Here is a 19969-nt window from a genome sequence, read left to right as displayed (position 1 = left end):
TTGCTGGGTCCGACGCCGCGGCGGTGGGGGGAGGAACATTCGCTTCCCGCCGGCATCCCGGCGGAGCCCGGAATCCACTCCGCGGCGAGGAGCAACGCGAACGGTTCCAGCCGCCGCTTGCGGAAGGATGGCTCCCGGATCACGTCCGGGGTGGCGATGTATTGGCGGCGAGCAGAGGAGAAACCATGATGTCGACCCGAAAGGCTGATCCCGCCGCCGACTACCTCCCCGGCTTCGGCAACCACCACGCCACCGAAGCGGTGCCGGGTGCGCTTCCCATCGGCCGCAACTCCCCGCAGCGGGCGCCGTTCGGCCTCTACCCCGAACAGCTCAGCGGCACCGCCTTCACCGCGCCGCGCGCCGAGAACCGCCGCTCCTGGCTCTACCGCCTGCGCCCCACCGCGCAGCACCCTGCGTTCACGCGCTACGAAGGCGCGCCGCACCTCAAGTCCGCGCCGTTCGATGCGGTGCCGCCCTCCCCCAACCGCCTGCGCTGGGACCCGCTGCCCTGGCCCGACCAGCTCACCGACTGGGTGGACGGCCTGGTCACCTATGGCGGCAACGGCCATGTCGGCGAGCAGAACGGCGTCGGCATCCACTGCTACGCCGCCACCGCCGACATGGAGCGCGCCTTCTTCTCCGCGGACGGCGAGTTGCTGATCGTGCCGCAGGAAGGCGCGCTGGCGATCACCACGGAGATGGGGCGGATCGACGTGGCGCCCCTGCAGATCGCGTTGATCCCGCGGGGGCTTCGGTTCCGCATCGCGCTGCCCGACGGGCGCGCGCGCGGCTATGTGCTCGAAAATTACGGGGCGCTGTTCCGGCTGCCCGATCTCGGCCCGATCGGCGCCAACGGCCTGGCCAACCCGCGCGACTTCGAGACGCCGGTGGCCGCCTTTGAAGACAGCAACGCACCCTGCGAGGTGGTGCAGAAGTTCCAGGGCGGGCTGTGGACCACTCGCCTCGACCATTCGCCGTTCGACGTCGTCGCCTGGCACGGCAACCTCGCGCCCTGCCGCTACGATCTCACCCGCTTCAACGCGATCAATACCGTCAGCTTCGACCACCCCGATCCGTCGATCTTCACCGTGCTGACCAGCCCCAGCGACACGCCCGGCACCGCCAATTGCGACTTCGTGATCTTCCCCCCGCGCTGGATGGTGGCGGAGGACACGTTCCGCCCGCCCTGGTTCCATCGCAACGTGATGAGCGAGTTCATGGGCCTCATCACCGGTGCCTATGACGCCAAGGAAGGCGGCGGCTTCGTGCCCGGCGGGGCGAGCCTGCACAACCAGATGAACGGGCACGGCCCCGATCGTGCGACGTTCGAGAAGGCGAGCAGCGCCGAGCTGAAGCCGGTGAAGATCGACGGCACCATGGCCTTCATGTTCGAAACCCGCCTCGTCGTGCGGCCGACCGAATGGGCGAGCCGTTCCCCGACCGTGCAGCTCGACTATGACGATGTCTGGAGCGGCTTCCAGAAGGCGAAATTGCCATGATCCCCGGCATCGACGACACGCACAATCCTGCGCGCACCAGCTGGGTGCCGGGCGCGGAAGGCCACCCCGACTTTCCGGTGCAGAACCTGCCGCTGGGCATCTTCTCGACGCCGGGGGGGCCGCGCCGGGCAGGTGTCGCGATCGGCGACAGCGTGCTGGACCTGCCGCTGATCGCCGCTTTGCTGCCCCGGGCCGCGGCCGCCTGCCTCTCCACGCCGACGCTCAACGCCCTGTTCGCGCTGCCCGCGGCGGACCGCGTGGCGCTGCGCCGCCGCCTGTCCGAGCTGCTGTCGGACGAGTCGCATCGCGCGGCGGTCGAGCCTGCGCTTCTCCCCGTCGCCAGCTGCACGCTGCACCTGCCGTGTGCGATCGGCGATTACACCGACTTCTATGTCGGCATTCACCACGCCAACAATATCGGCCGCCAGTTCCGGCCGGACAATCCGCTGCTGCCGAACTATAAATGGGTGCCGATCGGCTATCACGGGCGCGCGTCTTCGGTGCAGCCGTCCGGGGTGCCGGTGGTGCGGCCGAACGGCCAGCGGAAGGCGCCGGACGCGGACGCGCCGGCGTTCGGCCCCAGCGCGCGGCTGGACTATGAGCTGGAACTGGGCGTGTGGGTCGGCCGCGGCAACGATCTGGGCACGCCGATCCCGATCGGCGAGGCGGGCGAGCATGTCGCCGGCTTCTGCCTGCTCAACGACTGGTCGGCGCGCGACTTCCAGGCATGGGAGTACCAGCCGCTGGGACCGTTCCTGGCCAAGAACTTCCACACCAGCGTGTCCCCGTGGGTGGTGACGGCCGAGGCCATGGCGCCGTTCCGTGTGGCGCAGCCGCCACGCCCCGAAGGTGACCCGCACCCGCTGCCCTATCTGTGGGACGAGGCGGACCAGGCGCGCGGCGCGCTGTCGATCGAGCTGGAGGTGCAGCTGGAAACGGCCGCGATGCGCGAGGCGGGGCTGCCGCCGGTGACGCTCAGCCGGGGCTCGGCCACCAACATGTACTGGACCGTGGCGCAGATCGTCACGCACCATGCCTCGAACGGCTGCAACCTGGCGCCGGGCGACCTGCTCGGCACCGGCACCCTCTCGGCGCCGGAACGCGAAGGGTTCGGCAGCCTCATGGAGATCACCCGCGGCGGCGCCGAACCGCTTTCGCTGCCGACCGGCGAAACCCGCCGGTTTCTGGAGGACGGCGACACGCTGACGCTGCGCGGCACCGCGCGGGCGGACGGCCGCGTGCCGATCGGCCTGGGCGCGTGCACCGCCACCATCCTGCCGGCGCGCGCATGATACTGCACGGTTACTGGCGCTCGACGGCCTCGTACCGGGTCCGCATCGCGCTGAACCTCAAGGGCCTGTCCTACGCGCAGGTGACGCACGACCTGCGCACTGGGGCACAGGCGAGCGAGGAGTATCGCGCCTTGCAGCCGCAGGGGCTGGTCCCGGCACTGGAAGCGGACGAGGCCGTGCTGGTGCAGAGCCCGGCGATCCTCGAATGGCTGGAGGAGCGCTATCCCGAGCCGGCGCTGCTGCCCGCGAGCCTGACGGACCGCGCTACGGTGCGCGCGATGGCGGCGGTGATCGGGTGCGACATCCACCCGCTCAACAACCTGCGCGTGCTGAACGCGCTGTCCGGCGCGTTCGCGGCGTCCCCCGATCAGGTGAACGCCTGGATCGCGCGCTGGATCGGCGACGGTTTCGCCGCGCTGGAGGGGATGATCGCGCGCCATGGCGGCGGCTTTGCCTTTGGCGACCGCGTCTCGCTCGCCGACTGCTATCTCGTGCCGCAACTCTATTCGGCCGAGCGCTTCGGCGTGGACCTTGCCGCCTTTCCTGCGCTGGTCGCCGCAGCGGAGCGCGCCCGGGCGCTACCGGAGGTCGCCGCCGCGCACCCGGACCGGCAGCCCGACGCCGACCGATGAGCGAGCCTTCGCCCGAGCGGGTCTTCGCCACGCCCGCCGGCGTCGCGCTCGGCCCGCTCGACCAGATCGCCGACGGGCGCGCGCGGGCCTTCGTTCTCCAGATGCGGGCCGGCCGCTTCCATGGCTTCGTGGTGCGGCAGGGAGGCCAGGCCTATGGCTATGTGGATCGCTGCCCGCATATGGGGCTGCCGCTGGCACAGGTGCTGGACGACTATCTGACGCCCGGCGGGGACCTGATCGCCTGCTCCTGGCATTCCGCCCTGTTCGCGATTTCCGACGGCGCCTGCGTCGGCGGCCCGTGCGCGGGGCAGCGGCTCACGCCCTGGCCGGTGACGGTCGAGAACGGCATGCTGCGCACCGCCTGACGCTCAGCCGGCCTTTACCCGCTGGCGGAAGCGGTGGAGCAAGGGCTCGGTATAGCCGTTCGGCTGCGTCGCGCCTTCGAACACCAGCGCGCGCGCGGCCTGGAAGGCAAGGCTCGTTTCCTCGTTGCCGGCTATCGGGCGATACAGCGGATCGCCCGCATTCTGCGCATCGACCTTGGCCGCCATCTTCGTGAACGCGGCATCCACTTCCGCTGCGCTGGCAACGCCATGGACCAGCCAGTTGGCGATGTGCTGCGACGAGATGCGCAGGGTGGCGCGATCCTCCATCAGGCCGACATCGTGGATGTCCGGCACCTTGGAACAGCCGACGCCCTGGTCCACCCAGCGCACGACATAGCCGAGGATGCCCTGCGCGTTGTTCTCCAGTTCGTCGGCGATGTCCTGCGGCGACCAGTTGTGGCCGTGCGCGACGGGAACCGTCAGCAATCTCTCCAGTGACGCCACCGGCTCTGCGCGACGCTCCTCCTGCCGGGCAGATACGTCCACCGCGTGATAGTGCGTCGCGTGCAGCGTCGCGGCGGTGGGCGACGGCACCCAGGCGGTGGTGGCGCCGCTCCGCGGATGGGCGATCTTCTGCTCCAGCATGTCCGCCATGCGGTCGGGCGCCGCCCACATGCCCTTGCCGATCTGCGCGCGGCCCGCCAGCCCGCAGGCCAGCCCGATCTGCACGTTGCGATCCTCATAGGCCTTGATCCAGTCGGCGCCCTTCATGTCCCCCTTGCGGATCATGGGGCCGGCCAGCATCGAAGTATGCAGCTCGTCGCCGGTGCGATCGAGAAAGCCGGTATTGATGAACACGACCCGGTTGCGCACGGCATGGATGCAGGCAGCAAGGTTGGCGGAGGTGCGGCGCTCCTCGTCCATCACCCCCACCTTGATCGTGTGGCGCTTGAGGCCGAGCAGATCCTCCACCGCATCGAACAGCCGGTCGGTGAAGGCGGCCTCTTCCGGCCCGTGCATCTTGGGCTTCACGATATAGATCGCGCCGGCCCGGCTGTTGGTCCGCGCGCCGTTGACGTCGTGCAGCCCGATCAGACTGGTGACGATCGCGTCGAGAATGCCTTCGGGAGCCTCCCTACCGTCCGTCAGCAGCAGCGCCGGCGTCGTCATCAGGTGGCCGACATTGCGGACGAAAAGCAGGCTGCGGCCGGGCAGCGTGACGGCGCTTCCGTCCGGCGCGGTGTAGCTGCGGTCCGGGTTCAGGCGGCGGGTGAGCGGTTGACCGTTCTTCTCGAACGTTTCCTCCAGATCGCCGCGCATCAGGCCGAGCCAGTTGGCATAGGCCGCCACCTTGTCCTCGGCATCCACCGCCGCGACCGAATCCTCCAGGTCGCAGATCGTCGACACCGCGGATTCGAGGATCATGTCGGCAATGCCGGCCGGATCGTCGCGGCCGATCGGGTGCGTGCGGTCGACCACCAGCTCGATGTGCAGCCCATGGTGGCGGAACAGGAGGGTGTCCCCCGCCCGGCCGACGAGCTGCGCAGGGTCGGCGAGCGCCGGCTCGCCCCCGGCGAACGCCGCCCAGCTGCCGCTGGCGAGCGGCACCGCGCGGTCGAGGAACGCCTTGGCCCAGGCGATCACCTGCGCGCCCCGCGCCGCGTCATAGCCCTTGCCCGCGGCCGCCCCGGGGATCGCATCGGTGCCGTACAGCGCATCGTACAAGCTGCCCCAGCGCGCATTGGCGGCGTTGAGCAGGAAGCGCGCGTTGAGGATCGGCACGACAAGCTGCGGGCCGGCGATGCATGCAACCTCGTCGTCCACCGCGCCGGGGGCGATCGTGAACGGGGCGGGTTCGTCGACCAGATAGCCGATCTCGCGCAGGAAGGCCTGATATTCGGCGGCATCGATCGGCCGGCCCGCACGCTCCCGGTGCCAGGCATCGATACGGGCCTGCAGCGCGTCGCGAGTGGCGAGCAGGGCGGCGTTCTCCGGCGCGAACCGCGCGAAGATGTCGGCGACGCCTCTCCAGAAGGCATCCGGCGCGACGCCGCTGCCGGGCAAGGCGCATTCCTCGAGGAAGTTCGCCAGCGGCGCGGCCACCTGCAAGCCCGCCCGATCGACCCGTTCCGTCATTTCCGCTCCTACGCCAGCCTCGCTGCGAAGAGATAGACCGGCCGCATCTTGTCCGCTAGCCGAGCAAAAGGCGAAACACTTGTGCGGCTGAGTACAGAATGCTCGATCCGGATTATGCCCTGTTCGCGGCGGTGGCGAGCGCGGGAAGCCTGTCAGCGGCGGGACGGCAGCTCGGCATCTCGCCCGCCATGGTCTCGCGCCGGCTGGCCCGGCTGGAAGCGCGGCTGGGCGTTCGGCTGGTGCACCGCACGACACGGCGGCTGTCGCTGACGGCGGTCGGGGCCGAGTTCCACCGCGACATGACGGACATTCTCGCCCGCCTGTCCGCCGCGGAGGAGCGGGTGACCGGCACCGCCGACGCGCCGCGCGGGCCGCTGCGCGTCTCCGCGCCGACCTCGTTCGGGCGGCTGCACATCGCGCCGCACCTCCCCCGCTTTCTCGATCGCTGGCCGGCCGTGCAGTTGCAGCTCGATCTGTCCGACGGCTATGTCGACCTGCTGGACGGCGGCGTGGACATCGCGGTGCGTATCGCCGCGGAGCTGCCGGCGGGAACGACCGCGCATCGCCTGGCCACCAACCGCCGGGTGCTGACGGCAAGCCCGCGCTACCTCGCCGAGCATGGCGCGCCGCCCGGCGTGGAGGCCTTGCGCGACCACCATCTGCTCGCCGCCTCCGGCCAGCTGCCCTGGCATCTGGTGGCCGAGCGCCGCCGGCGGATCGTGGAGGGGCGCAGCCGCGTGCGCACCAATTCCAGCGAACTGGTGCGCGAGCTGGCGATCGGCGGCGGCGGCATCGCGCTGCGTTCCCTGTGGGACGTCAGCGAAGCGCTGGGCGACGGGCGGCTGGTGCGCGTGCTGCCCGAATGGGAGGGCGTGCGCGATCTCGGCATCCACGCCGTCCACCTCGACGGCGCGGCGCCATCGCCGGCGGTGCGCGCGTTCGTGGACTTCCTGCAGTCACTGTTCTCCCCGCTGCCCTGGCGCGAGGAAGGGTAGCGGCTAGTCCGACCCCAGCGGCCGCGGCGCAGGCGCCTCCGCCGAGGCGAGCGGCGGCACCCTCCTTAGGTGAAGCGCAACGCCGACCGCCACCAGCGTCAGCGCGCCGCAGAGCAGCGCCACGCCATGCCACCCGCCGTGCGTCCAGGCGACGCCGCCGGCCGAGCCGAGCACGCTGGAGCCGAGATAATAGAAGAACAGGTACAGCGCCGCGCCCTGCCCGCGATTGGCCTCCGCCCGGCGCCCCACCCAGGCGCTGGCGATCGAATGCGCGCCAAAGAAGCCGATCGTCACCGCGGCGATCCCGGCGATCACCAGCGGCAGCGGCGAGAGCGCGGTGAGCGCCACGCCGGCAAGCAGCAGCAGGCACGGCAGCCAGAAGATCACCCGCCGCCCGCGCCGCCCGGCCAGCGTGCCGAACCAGGCCGAGCTCCACGATCCGGTGAGATACAGGAGAAAGATCGCGCCCACTTCCGCATGGTCGAGGGCGTAGGGCGGCGCCAGCAGGCGAAAGCCGGCGTAATTGTAGACGGTGACGAACACGCCCATCAGCACAAAGGCTTCGAGGTAGAGCCATGGCAGGGCGCGGTCGGCCAACAGGCTGCGTGCACCGGCCAGGAACGCCGCCATGCCCGGCCGGCTGGCCACGAAACCGCGCGATGGCGGCGCCAGGCGGCGGAACGCCTCGGCCATGGCAAGGCCCGCCACGCCGACCGCCGCCAGCGCGACGCGCCAGTCCATCCACGCGGTGAGCAGGCTCACCCCCAGCCGCCCCGCCATCCCGCCGATGGCGCTGCCGCCGATATAGAGCCCCATCGCCCGGCCGACCGAGGCGGCATCCACCTCCTCGCTGACATAGGCCATCGCCACCGCCGGCACGCCCGCCAGCGCCACGCCGGTGACCAGGCGGCAGGCAAGCAGCGCGCCCCAGCCCGGCAGGGCCGCGGCGAGCAGGGTGAAGAGCCCGGCGAGGAACATCGCCCATACCATCATCGGCCGGCGGCCGATCCGGTCGGAAAGCGCCCCGGCGAACAGGATGCCGATCGCCAGCGGCCCGGTGGCGAGGCTGACGGCGAGGCTGGCGGTTTCGGCGTCGAGTGCGAACTCGGTTGCGAACACCGGCAGGAGCGGCTGCACCGAATAGAGCAGGGAAAAGGTGGAAAAGCCGGCAAACAGCATCGCCAGCGTCAGCCGGCGGAATGCGGGCGTGCCGGCGGCGATCATGCCCGCCTGCCGGCCAGCCGCAGCACGGAGAAACCGGCCACCGCCGACAGGAGGGAGCCGGCCAGCACGCCGATCTTCACCTGGTCGACCAGCGCGGGATCGGCAAAGGCGAGCCCGCCGATGAACAGGCTCATGGTGAAGCCGATGCCGGCGAGCAGCGTGACGCCGTAGATCTGGAGCCAGCCGGCATGCGGCCGCGCCGCCCAGCCCAGCTTCACCGCCAGCGCGATCGCCCCGAACATGCCGAGCTGCTTGCCGACGAACAGCCCGGCCGCCACCGCCAGCACGAGCGGGGCGGTGAAGGCGCCCGGCGGCAGGCCGGTCAGCGACACGCCGGCATTGGCGAAGCCGAACAGCGGCACGATCAGGAACGCCACCCAGCCGCTCAGGCCATGCTCCACCCGGTGCAGCGGCGAATCGACATGGTCCGGCGCGCCGGGCGACCGGTGCACCGGAAAGGCGCTGGCGGCGAGCACGCCGGCCACCGTTGCATGCACGCCCGATCGCAGCACCAGGAACCACAACAGCACGCTCAGCAGCAGGTAGGGCGACACGGCCATCACCTTGCGCCGGCCCAGCGCGATCATCGCCGCGAGCACGCCGGCGGCCGCCGCCAGCGCGCCGAGGTCCAGCCCGCCCGAATAGGCAAGCGCGATGATCGCCACCGCGCCCATGTCGTCGACGATGGCCACCGTCGTCAGGAACAGCTTGAGCGAAGCAGGCACCCGCTTGCCGAGCAGCGCCATGACCCCCACGGCAAAGGCGATGTCGGTGGCGGCCGGGATCGCCCAGCCGCGCGCCAGCCCCGCCGTGTCCCCGGCGATGGCGAGAAAGACCAGCGCCGGCGCGATCATGCCGCCCGCCGCGGCGATCACCGGCAGCGTGCGGTCCGCCGGACGGGTCAGCGCACCATCCACCAGCTCGCGCTTGATCTCCAGGCCGACGAGCAGGAAGAACACCGCCATCAGCCCGTCGTTGATCCACAGGTGCACGGTCATCGGCCCCAGCGCGGGGGCGAGCATCGGACCGGTTTCGGCATGGAGGAGGTGCTCGTAGGATCCGGCAAGCGAGGAGTTGGCGACGAGCAGCGCGAGCAGCGCAGCGACGATCAGGACGATGCCGCCCGACGCCTCGCTCTTCAGAAAGGCGCGCAGGACGCTGAGCGGCTTTCGCACGGCGGGCTTCAGATCGCTGACGTTCAGGACAGGGGCTCCACGATGAGGCTGCCCTCGGGCAACGGACGGCACAGCTCGGCGGACGGCACCGCGGGATCGAGCCAGTCGGCCCAATGCTCGCGGCCGAGCACCACCACCTGACGCGAGTGATAGGGCGCGATGTCCGGCCCGGGCGGGCAGGTGAGCATGGTGAACGCCTCACCCACCGCCGGGTTGCTGCGCCACAGGCCGGCAATGCAGAACCAGGAATGGTCGCGCAGGCGGAAGCTCCACTTGTCCTTGCGCTTCCGCGTCGGATCGGCGGGCGTGGTGAACTCGAAGAACGCGTCCACCGGGATCAGGCAGCGGCCCTGGACGAGGTCGCGGCCGTCCGATCGGAAATTGTACACCGGGCGCCCGCCCGCCCCCGGCCAGCTCCACCGCCGGGTGACGAGCGCCGCGCCCTCGTCGTGCGCGCGGACGATCACCGTGGGATCGGTGATGCGGAAGCTGTCCAGCGGGGCCATGTTGGGCGCGCCTTCCGGAAAGACGAGCGGGATGCCCGTCTCCGACCAGTCATCGCGCAACTGTCCAAGCGCGATGCGGCGGGCTGCCTCGTTGCACATGTCAGGCCCGCGCCAGCGCCTCCGCGATCAGCCGCCGCGTGTTCTCCACCCCGTAGAGCGCGATGAAGCTGCCCATGCGCGGCCCCTGTTCGGAGCCGAGCAACGTCTCGTACAGCGTCTTGAACCAGCTGCGCAGCGCCTCCTTGCCGAAGCGCGCCTTGCCGATCTCGTAGACGATGTTCTGCAGGTCCTCGGCGCTCACGCCCGCGGATTGCGCGGCGAGTTGCGCATCGAGGTCGCGCAGCGCCCCGGCTTCCGCGGCATCGGGTGCGCGGCGCACCGGCTTGTCGGCCACGTCGCGGGTGAAAGCGATGGCGAAGCGCACCAGATCCGCCAGCGCCGGATGATCGGCCGCATCGGGCAGGTAGCGCGCGAGATAGCCGCGCACCTGCTCCTCGCTCGCCTCCGCGCCCAGCACGCCGACCAGGTTGAGCAGCAGCGAGAAGGACACCGGCGGCACCTCCGCCGGCACCGCGCCGTTGTGAACATGGTGCACCGGGTTGGCGAGCCGCTGCGGCAGCGTCTGGCCGGAATAATCCGCCACCGCCTTCCAGTAGTCGTCGATCGCGCGCGGGATCAGGCCCAGGTGCAGCGACTTGGCCTTTTTCGGCTCGCGATAGATGTAGAAGGCCAGGCTCTCTTCCGGCCCATAGGTCAGCCATTGCTCGATGGAGAGGCCGTTGCCCTTGGACTTGGAGATCTTCTCGCCGCGCTCGTCCAGGAACATTTCGTAGTTGAAGCCTTCCGGCGGGCGGCCGCCCAGCGCGCGGGCGATCTTGCCGGACTGCACCACCGAATCGATCAGGTCCTTGCCCGCCATCTCGTAATCGACGCCCAGCGCGACCCAGCGCATCGCCCAGTCGACCTTCCACTGCAGCTTGGCCCGGCCGCCGAACACCGTCTGCTCGATGCGCTCGCCCTCGTCCTCGAACGCGATGGTGCCGGTTTCCGCATCGAGCACCTCCACGGGCACCTGGAGCACGATGCCGCTCTTCGGGCTGACCGGCAGCACCGGCGAATAGGTCGCCTGCCGCTCGGCGCGCAGCGTCGGCAGCATGATCGCCATGACCTCGTTGAAGCGGCGCAGCACGTTGGCGAGCGCCGCGTCGAACCTGCCGCCGTTATAATAGTCGCTCGCCGAGACGAACTCGTACTCGAAGCCGTAGCGGTCGAGGAATTGCCGCAGCAGCGCGTTGTTGTGCGCGGCAAAGCTTTCGTGGGTGCCGAACGGATCGGGGATGCGGGTCAGCGGCTTGCCGAGATGCTCGCGCAGCATGTCGCCGTTCGGCACGTTGTCCGGCACCTTGCGGAGGCCGTCCATGTCGTCGCTGAACGCGACGAGGCGGGTGGCGGCGCCGGTCAGCGTTTCATAGGCATGGCGCACCATGGTGGTGCGCAGCACTTCGTTGAACGTGCCGATATGCGGCAGGCCCGACGGGCCGTAGCCGGTTTCGAACAGCACCGGCGCGTCCGGTTTCCCTGCCGGATAGCGCTTGAGGAGCTTGCGCGCTTCCTCGAACGGCCAGGCCTTGGATTCCATTGCGGCTGTGTGAAGATCGGTGTCGGACATCCCGGAGGCTCTAGCGCGAGCGGCGCCGACAGGGAACCTTTCCGCGTTGCAGCATTTGTCGGAGCACCCATGATACTCAATGATACCCCCGGTGTCGGCCAGATCCTGCGCGAGGTATGGCGGCCTCTCGTTGCCCTGTTCGTGTGGGACGTGATCGTCACCGTCACCTATTTCTACCTGCCGTTCACCGCGCCCTCGCTGCCGCTGACGATCTTCGGCACCGTGCTGGCGCTGTTCCTCACCGCGCGGTCGACCTCCGCCTATCAGCGCTGGTGGGAAAGCCGCACGCTGTGGGGCGCGATGATCAACGCCTCGCGCAGCCTTGCGCGCGAAGCCGTGACCTTTCTCGGCCCGCGCGACGAGGGGCAGACGCGCGATCTCAAGCGCTCCATCGTGCTGCGGCACCTCGCCTATGTGAATGCGCTGCGCTGCCAGCTTCGCCGCCAGCCGACGCGGGACGAGGTGCTGCGCTTCCTGTCGGAGGAAGAAGCGGCCGAGCCCCTGGCGCGGGTCAACGTCGCCAATGCGCTGCTCGACGGCACCGGCCAGCGCATCGCGCTTGCCCAGCGGGAGGGGCGTATCGACACCATCCAGCAGACCCAGTTCGAGCGCGTGCTGGTCGACATCGCCAATGCGCAGGGCGGGATGGAGCGGATCAAGAACACGCCGCTGCCGATGCAATACCGCTTCTTCCCGATGCTGTTCACGCGCGTGTTCTGCGTGCTGCTGCCGATCGGGCTGGTCGAGACGTTGGGGGTGGCGACGCCGATCGGCTCCACCATCGCCGGGCTGATGTTCCTCGCCGCGCACAAGATCGGCGACGATCTGGTCGATCCCTTCGCGAACACCGTGCACGACGTGCCCCTGACCGCCATGTGCCGGACGATCGAGATCGACCTGCTGCAAGGCATCGGCGACGAGGCACCGGCGCCGGTGCAGCCGGTCAAGGGCGTGCTGTGGTGATCTGAACGGCAGCGTTCCCCTTCCGTTCGGAGGGACAAGCCGCTAGATGGGGCAGGTGCTTCCTTACCCTGCCCTTCATGCCAGCCATGGCGGCATCTGGATCGCCAGCGAGGACGGCACGCAGGCGGTAAGCCGGGGCGAGGCGATCCGCGTGGCCGCGGAAACGCCGGTGCTGCTGCTGAACGCGCCGCTCGCCGGGCAGCGGCTGGGCTATGCCGACCTGTCCGGGCTCGACCTGCTGGAGCTGTTCGCCTTTCTCCACCCCGCCCGCTTCGCGGTGCCGACGCCCAAGGGGCTCGCGCGCGTCGCCGGCCTGGCCGCGCCGGAGCGGGATGAGGATGTCGCCGCCTTTCTCCGCACCGCGACCGAGCGGCTGCTGGAAGTGCCGGCGGGCGACTGGCCGGAGCGAGAGGGCGCCTGGACGAGCCTGCGCAGCCTCGGCCGGTTGCGTTGGGCATGGACGCCGCTGCTGGCCGACCGCATCGCCGCGCCGAAGGAGAACGAGCGCTGGCTGTTCGCGAAACTGCCGGAATGGGAGGAAACCGCGCCGCGCGCCGCGCCGCGCACGGTGACGATCGATGCCGCGGAAACGGCCGACAGGCTGGCGCGGCTGACCGGGCGGGACGCCGAACAGCGCGCCGGCCAGCGCGCCTTTGCCGAGGGCGCGCTGGGCGCCTTTGCCCCGCGCGTGGCGCGCGACACGCCCAACCTCGTGCTGGCGGAAGCGGGCACCGGCATCGGCAAGACGCTGGGCTATCTCGCCCCGGCGTCGCTCTGGGCGGAGCAGGCGGGCGGCGCGGTGTGGGTCTCCACCTTCACCAAGGCGCTGCAACGCCAGCTGTCCGCGGAGACGGCGCGGCTGTTCCCAGACGCGGCGACGCGCAAGGCGCGCGTGGTCACCCGCAAGGGCCGCGAGAACTATGTCTGCCTGCTGAACCTGGAGGACGCGCTGCAAGGCGGCTTCGGCGGACGTGCGGCGGTGCTGGCGCAACTGGTCGCACGCTGGGCGGCCTATACCGCGGACGGCGACATGGTGGGCGGCGACCTGCCCGGCTGGCTGCCCACCCTGTTCCGGCGCAACGGCTCCACCGCGCTGACCGATCGACGCGGCGAATGCGTGTATGCCGGCTGCCCGCATTACCGGAAGTGCTTCATCGAGCGCGCCGCCCGCGCCTCGGCGGAGGCGGACATCGTGATCGCCAATCACGCGCTGGTGATGGTCAACGCCGCGCGCGGGCGCGAAACGACCACCCGTCCGCAGCGCTACGTGTTCGACGAGGGGCATCACCTGTTCGACGCCGCCGACGCGATGTTCTCCGTCGCGCTGACCGGGCAGGAAACGATCGAGCTGCGCCGCTGGCTGCTCGGCCCCGAAGCCGGCGGGCGCGGGCGGCGGCGCGGTCTGGCGGCGCGGCTGACGGACGTGGCCAGCTATGACGAGCTGGGCGGGCGGGCGATCGCGGACGCGGTGGAGGCGGCGCGCGGCCTCGCCAGCGACGGCTGGCTGCAGCGGCTGGGCGAAGGCGCGCCGTTCGGCCCGATCGAAACGCTGCTCGCGGCGGTGCGCGGGCTTGCCTATGCGCGCGCCGAAACCGGCAAGGAGGCAGACGCCGGCTATGGCCTCGAAACCGAACTCGCCGAGCCGACACCCGAGCTGATCGAGGCCGCGGGGCCGGCCGCCGAAGCGCTGGATGCGCTCGTCCGCCCACTGGTGGGGCTCGGACGGCGGCTGGAGGCGGTGCTGAGCGAGTCACCCGACTGGATGGACGCGCCTGCCCGCGCGCGCATCGAGGGCGCCGTCGCCTCGATCGGCTGGCGCGCCGAGACGGTCGCGGCATGGCTTTCGCTGCTGTCGCGCATTGGCGGGCCGGCGACGCCCGAATTCGTCGACTGGCTGGCGGTGGACCGGGTGGAGGGTCGCGAATACGATATCGGCCTGCACCGGCACTGGCTCGATCCCTCCAAGCCCTTTGCCGAGACGGTGCTCAAGCCCGCCCATGGCGCGCTCGTCACCTCGGCGACCTTGCGCGGTGGAGGGGATTGGGAGGTGGCCGAGGCCCGTTCCGGCGCGCGCCACCTGCTGCGCCCCGCCACCCGGATCGAGGCGGCGAGCCCGTTCGATTACGCCGCACAGGCCGAGGTGATGATCGTCACCGACGTGAAGCGCGGCGACCTGGGTGCGCTCGCCAACGCCTATGCGCGGCTGATCGTGGCGGCGGGCGGCGGCACGCTGGGCCTGTTCACCGCCATCCGCCGGCTGCGCGCCGTGCACGGCCGCATCGCCGACCGGCTGGCGCGCGAAGGGCTGCCGCTGCTCGCGCAGCATGTCGATCCGATCGACACCGGCACGCTGGTGGACATCTTCCGCGACGATGCCGCCGCCTCGCTGCTGGGCACCGACGCGCTGCGCGACGGGGTGGACGTGCCCGGCCGCAGCTTGCGGCTGGTGGTGATGGAGGGCGTGCCCTGGCCCAAGCCGACCGTGCTCCATGCCGCGCGCCGGCTGGAAGGCGGCGGCAGCGCCTATGACGACCGGCTGGTCCGCGCCAAGCTCGCCCAGGCGTTCGGCCGGCTGATCCGCCGCGCCGACGATCGCGGCGCGTTCGTGCTGCTCTCCGCCGCCATGCCCTCGCGCCTGCTGGAGGCGTTCCCCGCCGGCACGCCGGTGCGCCGGCTGACCCTGGACGAGGCGGTGGCGCGCGTGGCCGCCCTTCCCTCTGTCGGACAAAACGTGCAGGAGGCGGCGCAGGACGCCTGATCGGGACCAAACCGCGCCATGAAGACGCTCACCCTGCTCCGCCACGCCAAGTCCGGTTCGGGCGAGCAGGGCCTGCGCGACTATGACCGTCCGCTCAACGCCAAGGGCCGGCGGGCAGGCCAGGCGGTGGGTCAGCGGATGCGCGGGCTGGGACTGGAGTTCGATCATGTGGTCGCCTCCCCGGCGATCCGTGTTGCCGAAACGCTGGAGGAAGTCGCCGCGGGCTATGGCCGCACGCTGGCGCCGGAATGGGACCGCCGCATCTATCTCGCCTCCGCCGCCACGCTGCTCGACCTGGTCGGCGACCTGCCCGACAGCGCGTCCAGCGTGCTGCTGGCCGGGCACAATCCCGGGCTCGAGGATCTGGTGCTGCACCTCGTTCCCGATCGCAGCGACGATCGCCTGCGCGAGGATGTAGAGGAGAAGTTCCCGACCGCCTCGGTCGCCGAACTGGTGTTCGATCTCGACAGCTGGGGCCAGGTGGCGCGGGGCACCGCCCGCCTCGCGCGCTTCATCCGCCCGCGCGATCTCGATCCCAGCCTCGGTCCCGATCTCGCCTGAGGCCGCGCGTCGATCCTGCTCTGGATCAAGCACAAAGATGTTAACCAGACCTGCCTAGTACCTTTACGGGAAATGCAGAGGATAGCCGCCATCGACCGCTCGCCGGAAGCTGCCGACCGAACGTCGGACAGGGAATTGCTGCGTGCCTGGGCCGCAGTGGAGCGTTCGCACCTGTTGGCGGAGTTCGCGCCTGACGGTACCCTCCGCTGGGCGAACGAACGCTTCCACGCCGCCCTCGGCTTCGCGCCCGGCGAGCTTGCCGGCGTAACCCACGACTCGCTGCTGGACCGGGCGGAGGCGGGAGCGTCGGATCAGGCCGGCTTATGGGCGCGGCTGGCGGATGGCGCCATCCATGTCGGGCATCGTCGCTACCGCACGCGCGGCGGGCACCTCCTGTGGCTGGGGGAAACGTACAGCCCGGTGCTGGACGACGATGGCCGGTGCAGCCGCATCCTGCTGCTCGCGGCGGACATCGGCGCGGAGGTGGCGAAAACCGCGATCGATGCGGCGCGGCTGACGGCGCTGGACCGCAGCCAGGCCGTGGCCGAGTTCGGCCTGGACGGCACGATCCTGGGCGCCAACGACAATTTCCTCACCATCCTGGGTTACGACCGGGGCGAGATCGTCGGGCACCATCACCGCATCTTCTGCACGGGGGAGGATGCCGCCAGCGCCGCCTATCACCGGTTCTGGGCCAAGCTCGGCGCCGGCGATTATGACGCGGGCGTCTACAAGCGGCGCACCCGCGATGGGCGCGACGTGTGGTTGCAGGCGACGTACAATCCGGTCTTCGATGCGGATGGCCGTCCCGTGCGCATCGTCAAGATCGCGACCGACATCACCGAGGCGCGGTTGCGCCATGCGGATTTCGAGGCGCGATCGAATGCGATCAACCGCAGCCAGGCGGTGATCGAGTTCGCGCTGGACGGCACGATCCTGCATGCCAACGAGAACTTCCTTACCGCAACGGGCTACACCCTGGCGGAGGTGGTCGGCCGCCACCATCGCCTGTTCTGCGATCCCGAACATGCGGAAAGTGCCGCCTATGCGGACTTCTGGCGTCGCCTCGGCGGCGGCGCGTTCGAGGCGGGTGTGTTCCGCCGCGTGGCGAAGGACGGCAGCGACGTGTGGCTGCAGGCCACCTACAATCCGATCCTCGATCCGGAGGGCAGGCCACTGCGCATCGTGAAGCTCGCCACCGACATCACCCGGTCGCAGGAACGCGACGCGGAAAATGGCAGCCGCAATCGCGCGGTGGACCGCAGCCAGGCGGTGGCGGAGTTCGACCTGAACGGCACCATCCTGGAAGTGAACGAGAACTTCCAGGCGACGTTCGGTTACGACCGGCACGAGCTGGTCGGCCAGTCGCACCGCGTCCTGTGCGATGCGGAACATGCGCGCTCTCCCGACTATGCGGCCTTCTGGCAACGGCTCGGCCGGGGCGAGTTCGATGCGGGACGCTATCGCCGCGTCGGGCGCAACGGCCGCGAGATCTGGATCCAGGCCACCTACAACCCGATCCTCGATCCGGAGGGAAAGCCGCGCAAGATCGTGAAGATCGCCAGCGACGTGACCCGCCAGGTGCGGCTGGAGCAGGAAGCGCAGCAGCGGCTGGAAGAGAGCGAGCGGCTTCACGACATCCTGGAGCGGCGCAAGCTGGCGCTTCAGGAAACGGTGGGTGAACTCGACACCATTGTCGGCACCATCGCCGGCATTGCCGCCCAGACCAACCTCCTGGCGCTCAATGCCACGATCGAGGCGGCGCGCGCCGGGGACGCCGGCCGCGGCTTTGCGGTGGTTGCCGGCGAGGTGAAGAAACTGGCGGCCGACACCCGGGCCGCGACCGATCGCGCCACGGCGATGATCGATTCGCGCCGCGAGGGCGGACTGGCGCTCGTCGCCTAGCCTATCGGGCCACCGCCGCACCGGCGGCGATCCCGCGCTCCAGCCCGCGGAGTTCGGCGAGCCCCCGCAGGCGGCCGATCAGCGAATAACCCGGATTGGTGCGCCGTTCGAGATCGTCGGCCATCTGGTGCCCGTGGTCGGGCCGCAGCGGGATCGAGCGGCCTTCGCGCTGCTGCAGGCGGTGCACCGCGGCGAGTACCGCCGGCATGTCCGCATCGCCCTCCAGATGCGCGGCCTCGTGAAAGGCGCCGTTCGGCTCGCGCTGCACGGAACGCAGGTGCAGGAAGCCGATCCGCTCGCCCCAGCGCTCGACCATGCCCGGCAGGTCGTTGTCCGCCCGCGCCCCGAACGAGCCGGTGCAGAAGCACAGCCCGTTGGAGGCCGCCGGCACCGCCGCGACCAGCGCCGCCACGTCCGCTTCCGTGCTGACCACACGGGGCAGGCCGAAGATCGGGAACGGCGGGTCGTCGGGGTGGACGACCAGCTGCAGGCCCAGCCGGTCGGCGACCGGGCACACCGCCTGCAGGAACGCATGGTGGTTCGCGCGCAGCTGCTCGGCATCGATCCCGTCATAGGTGTGGATCGCCCGCAGGAACTCGGCGGAGGTGAAGCTTTCCTCGCTGCCCGGCAGGCCGGCGATGATCGTCCGCTCCAGCGCGTGACGCTCCCCGGCGGTCATCGCTTCGAACCGGGCGGCGGCGGCAGCGACCATTTCCGGCGCATAGTCCCGCTCCGCGTCCGGCCGCTGGAGGATGTGGATGTCGTAGGCGGCCACCGCCTCCAGCTCGAAGCGAAGTGCGCGGGCGCCATCGGGCAGTTCCCAGCCGAGATCGGTGCGCGTCCAGTCGAGCAGCGGCATGAAATTGTAGGTGACGGTGCGGATGCCCTCGGCGGCGAGGTTCTCCAGGCTTTCCACATAGGCGTGGATCAGCGCGTCCCAGTCGCCGCCCCGCGTCTTGATGCCTTCGTGCACCGGCAGGCTTTCCACCACCCGCCATTCGAGCCCCGCGCCCTCGATCGTCGCGCGGCGCTGCGCGATCAGCTCGCGCGTCCATACGGCGCCGTTGGGCACCTGGTGCAACGCGGTGACGATCCCGGTCGCCCCGGCCTGGCGGATATGCGCGAGCGGCACCGGATCGTTCGGGCCGAACCAGCGCATCGTGTGGGTCGTGTAGATCGTGTCGGTCACTCCGGCTGCCCCCGCCGCTGCTTCGCCCCCGCCAGCGCCGAAAGGACGCCGCGCATCGTGCGCACCTCCATGCTCGACCAGCCGGGCTTTGTCAGCAACGTCCGCAGCGTGCGCCTGGTCGCCGGCACGCGGGCGGGCGGGAAGAAGTAGTTGGCGTCTTCCAGCATGGTCTCCAGCTGCCCGATCATGCCCTCCAGCTCCTCCTGCGGCGCCGGCAGCGGCAGCTCGGTTTCGGTGGGCGAGACGAGGCCGACATGCTTGGACCATTCGTACGCGACGAGGATCACCGCCTGGGCCAGGTTGAGGCTGCCGAACTCGGGGTTGATCGGCACCGTCAGGATCGCGCGGGCGAGCGCCACGTCGTCGGTTTCCAGCCCCGAACGCTCCGGCCCGAACAGGATCGCCGAGCGGCCCGGCCCGCGATGGACCTCGATCGCCGCGGCCTCGGGCGTGACGACCGGCTTGGTGACGCCCCGCTTGCGCACGGTGGTGGCAAAGACGTGCGGGCAATCGTGCACCGCCTCGGCAACGCTGTCGAACACCTGCGCGTCCGCCAGCACCACGTCCGCCCCGCTGGCGGCGGGGCCAGCGGCCGGATTCGGCCATCCGTCGCGCGGGGACACGAGCCGCATCTCGGTAAGCCCGAAATTCAGCATGGCGCGCGCCGCCTTGCCGATATTCTCGCCCAGCTGCGGGCGGACGAGAACGATGACGGGGGGCGGGGCGCCGGTGCAGGTGCTTCGAGACGGCTCTTCGCTGGCGCTCGACCCCTCCTGAACAGCAACGGCGAAAGAACCTCGCTCGTCCTCTTCCCCGTTCGTCCTGAGTTGGGGCTGAGCGGAGCGAAGCCCCGTATCGAAGGATTTCTTCGCCAGCCGCTGAAGGGCGTCCCAGTCGCCGGCGATCAGCGCCTCCTTCTTGGCGCGAGACCAGTTGCCGACCTGCTGCTCGGCGGCGAGTGCCTCTTCGCGAGAGGGGAAGTCCTGCGACCACATCAATTCCACCGGCCGGCGCATGCTGGTCCAGCCCGGCACCTCGCCGATCTGATGTTGGGCGACGCGCCGCTCCAGATTGTCCGTGTGCCCGGTATAGTACTTACCGTCGGCGCAGCGCAGGATGTAGGTCCAGAAGCTCATGGA

16 protein-coding genes are annotated in these 19969 nt (G+C 70.4%); 9 read left to right on the top strand and 7 right to left on the bottom strand.

All coding sequences use genetic code 11. The annotated features are described in order from the left end of the window. Nucleotides 1-188 precede the first annotated feature (188 nt). The 4 genes from hmgA to DVW87_RS13585 are packed head-to-tail and all read left to right on the top strand — an operon-like array spanning nt 189 to nt 3788. On the top strand, nt 189-1499 hold the full coding sequence (gene hmgA / locus DVW87_RS13600) for a homogentisate 1,2-dioxygenase (protein ID WP_114688750.1): 1311 nt from the start codon (nt 189-191) through the stop codon (nt 1497-1499). Beyond that, nucleotides 1496-2791 (top strand): fumarylacetoacetase, encoded by a 1296-nt coding sequence (fahA, locus tag DVW87_RS13595; RefSeq protein ID WP_114688363.1) that lies wholly within the window; start codon nt 1496-1498, stop codon nt 2789-2791. Before hmgA ends, fahA begins: the two co-directional genes overlap by 4 nt. After that, nucleotides 2788-3423 (top strand): maleylacetoacetate isomerase, encoded by a 636-nt coding sequence (gene maiA, locus DVW87_RS13590; RefSeq protein ID WP_114688749.1) that lies wholly within the window; start codon nt 2788-2790, stop codon nt 3421-3423. Before fahA ends, maiA begins: the two co-directional genes overlap by 4 nt. Beyond that, nucleotides 3420-3788 carry a Rieske (2Fe-2S) protein gene (locus DVW87_RS13585; RefSeq protein ID WP_114688362.1) on the top strand — a complete coding sequence of 123 codons (369 nt, stop codon included), beginning with the start codon at nt 3420-3422 and terminating at the stop codon, nt 3786-3788. The genes maiA and DVW87_RS13585 overlap by 4 nt, the downstream gene beginning before the upstream one ends. 3 nt (nt 3789-3791) lie before the next feature. On the opposite strand, the gene DVW87_RS13580 is transcribed toward DVW87_RS13585, so the two are convergent. After that, the gene (locus DVW87_RS13580) at nt 3792-5885 is read right to left on the bottom strand and encodes a malate synthase G (protein ID WP_114688361.1); all 2094 of its coding nucleotides are present in this window, start codon (nt 5883-5885) and stop codon (nt 3792-3794) included. 98 nt (nt 5886-5983) lie between these two features. Between DVW87_RS13580 and DVW87_RS13575 the strand changes: the two genes are divergently transcribed. Beyond that, on the top strand, nt 5984-6880 hold the full coding sequence (locus tag DVW87_RS13575) for a LysR family transcriptional regulator (RefSeq protein WP_114688360.1): 897 nt from the start codon (nt 5984-5986) through the stop codon (nt 6878-6880). Between the two features lie 3 nt (nt 6881-6883). Here DVW87_RS13575 and DVW87_RS13570 read toward each other — a convergent pair whose 3' ends face one another. The 4 genes from DVW87_RS13570 to DVW87_RS13555 are packed head-to-tail and all read right to left on the bottom strand — an operon-like array spanning nt 6884 to nt 11454. Beyond that, a complete protein-coding gene (locus tag DVW87_RS13570; protein WP_114688359.1) occupies nt 6884-8104 on the bottom strand; it encodes an MFS transporter in 1221 nt (406 codons plus the stop codon). Next, nucleotides 8101-9279 carry a Na+/H+ antiporter NhaA gene (nhaA, locus tag DVW87_RS13565; RefSeq protein ID WP_114688358.1) on the bottom strand — a complete coding sequence of 393 codons (1179 nt, stop codon included), beginning with the start codon at nt 9277-9279 and terminating at the stop codon, nt 8101-8103. The genes DVW87_RS13570 and nhaA overlap by 4 nt, the downstream gene beginning before the upstream one ends. A gap of 23 nt (nt 9280-9302) precedes the next feature. Beyond that, the gene (locus DVW87_RS13560; RefSeq protein WP_114688357.1) at nt 9303-9884 is read right to left on the bottom strand and encodes an SOS response-associated peptidase family protein; all 582 of its coding nucleotides are present in this window, start codon (nt 9882-9884) and stop codon (nt 9303-9305) included. Between the two features lies 1 nt (nt 9885). Then, nucleotides 9886-11454, bottom strand: a complete 1569-nt coding sequence (locus tag DVW87_RS13555) for a lysine--tRNA ligase (protein WP_114688356.1) — start codon at nt 11452-11454, stop codon at nt 9886-9888. A 69-nt stretch (nt 11455-11523) separates the two neighbouring features. Between DVW87_RS13555 and DVW87_RS13550 the strand changes: the two genes are divergently transcribed. The 4 genes from DVW87_RS13550 to DVW87_RS18560 all read left to right on the top strand — a co-directional run bounded on the left by DVW87_RS13550 (nt 11524) and on the right by DVW87_RS18560 (nt 17641). Beyond that, entirely contained in the window at nt 11524-12417 is an 894-nt protein-coding gene (locus DVW87_RS13550; RefSeq protein WP_114688355.1) for a bestrophin family protein, read from the top strand. Between the two features lie 46 nt (nt 12418-12463). Then, nucleotides 12464-15175 (top strand): ATP-dependent DNA helicase, encoded by a 2712-nt coding sequence (locus DVW87_RS13545; RefSeq protein ID WP_181814845.1) that lies wholly within the window; start codon nt 12464-12466, stop codon nt 15173-15175. A gap of 18 nt (nt 15176-15193) precedes the next feature. Beyond that, nucleotides 15194-15736, top strand: coding sequence for a SixA phosphatase family protein (locus DVW87_RS13540; RefSeq protein WP_114688354.1), 543 nt, complete (start codon nt 15194-15196; stop codon nt 15734-15736). Nucleotides 15737-15808: 72 nt separating this feature from the next. Beyond that, a complete protein-coding gene (locus tag DVW87_RS18560) occupies nt 15809-17641 on the top strand; it encodes a methyl-accepting chemotaxis protein (RefSeq protein WP_114688353.1) in 1833 nt (610 codons plus the stop codon). Nucleotide 17642: 1 nt separating this feature from the next. Here the strand turns inward: DVW87_RS18560 and uxuA are convergent, their stop codons facing one another. Beyond that, entirely contained in the window at nt 17643-18830 is a 1188-nt protein-coding gene (gene uxuA / locus DVW87_RS13530; protein WP_239017913.1) for a mannonate dehydratase, read from the bottom strand. Then, nucleotides 18827-19966: a TrmH family RNA methyltransferase gene (locus DVW87_RS13525; RefSeq protein WP_114688352.1), complete on the bottom strand. Its 1140-nt coding sequence runs from the start codon at nt 19964-19966 to the stop codon at nt 18827-18829. Before DVW87_RS13525 ends, uxuA begins: the two co-directional genes overlap by 4 nt. Between the last annotated feature and the right edge of the window lie 3 nt (nt 19967-19969).

Source organism: Sphingomonas aracearum, assembly GCF_003345355.1.
Taxonomy (GTDB): Bacteria; Pseudomonadota; Alphaproteobacteria; order Sphingomonadales; family Sphingomonadaceae; genus Sphingomonas; species Sphingomonas aracearum.
This window is presented reverse-complemented; position numbering and strand designations above follow the sequence as displayed.

Excerpts from the sequence above, each read along its gene's own strand:
- hmgA (WP_114688750.1), top strand. The coding sequence starts at position 189 with ATGTCGACCCGAAAGGCTGATCCCGCCGCCGACTACCTCCCCGGCTTC.
- maiA (WP_114688749.1), top strand. The coding sequence starts at position 2,788 with ATGATACTGCACGGTTACTGGCGCTCGACGGCCTCGTACCGGGTCCGC.
- fahA (WP_114688363.1), top strand. The coding sequence starts at position 1,496 with ATGATCCCCGGCATCGACGACACGCACAATCCTGCGCGCACCAGCTGG.
- DVW87_RS13540 (WP_114688354.1), top strand. The coding sequence starts at position 15,194 with ATGAAGACGCTCACCCTGCTCCGCCACGCCAAGTCCGGTTCGGGCGAG.
- DVW87_RS13585 (WP_114688362.1), top strand. The coding sequence starts at position 3,420 with ATGAGCGAGCCTTCGCCCGAGCGGGTCTTCGCCACGCCCGCCGGCGTC.
- DVW87_RS13555 (WP_114688356.1), bottom strand. The coding sequence starts at position 11,454 with ATGTCCGACACCGATCTTCACACAGCCGCAATGGAATCCAAGGCCTGG.
- DVW87_RS13575 (WP_114688360.1), top strand. The coding sequence starts at position 5,984 with ATGCTCGATCCGGATTATGCCCTGTTCGCGGCGGTGGCGAGCGCGGGA.
- DVW87_RS13580 (WP_114688361.1), bottom strand. The coding sequence starts at position 5,885 with ATGACGGAACGGGTCGATCGGGCGGGCTTGCAGGTGGCCGCGCCGCTG.
- DVW87_RS13560 (WP_114688357.1), bottom strand. The coding sequence starts at position 9,884 with ATGTGCAACGAGGCAGCCCGCCGCATCGCGCTTGGACAGTTGCGCGAT.
- DVW87_RS13570 (WP_114688359.1), bottom strand. The coding sequence starts at position 8,104 with ATGATCGCCGCCGGCACGCCCGCATTCCGCCGGCTGACGCTGGCGATG.
- DVW87_RS18560 (WP_114688353.1), top strand. The coding sequence starts at position 15,809 with ATGCAGAGGATAGCCGCCATCGACCGCTCGCCGGAAGCTGCCGACCGA.
- DVW87_RS13545 (WP_181814845.1), top strand. The coding sequence starts at position 12,464 with ATGGGGCAGGTGCTTCCTTACCCTGCCCTTCATGCCAGCCATGGCGGC.
- DVW87_RS13550 (WP_114688355.1), top strand. The coding sequence starts at position 11,524 with ATGATACTCAATGATACCCCCGGTGTCGGCCAGATCCTGCGCGAGGTA.
- DVW87_RS13525 (WP_114688352.1), bottom strand. The coding sequence starts at position 19,966 with ATGAGCTTCTGGACCTACATCCTGCGCTGCGCCGACGGTAAGTACTAT.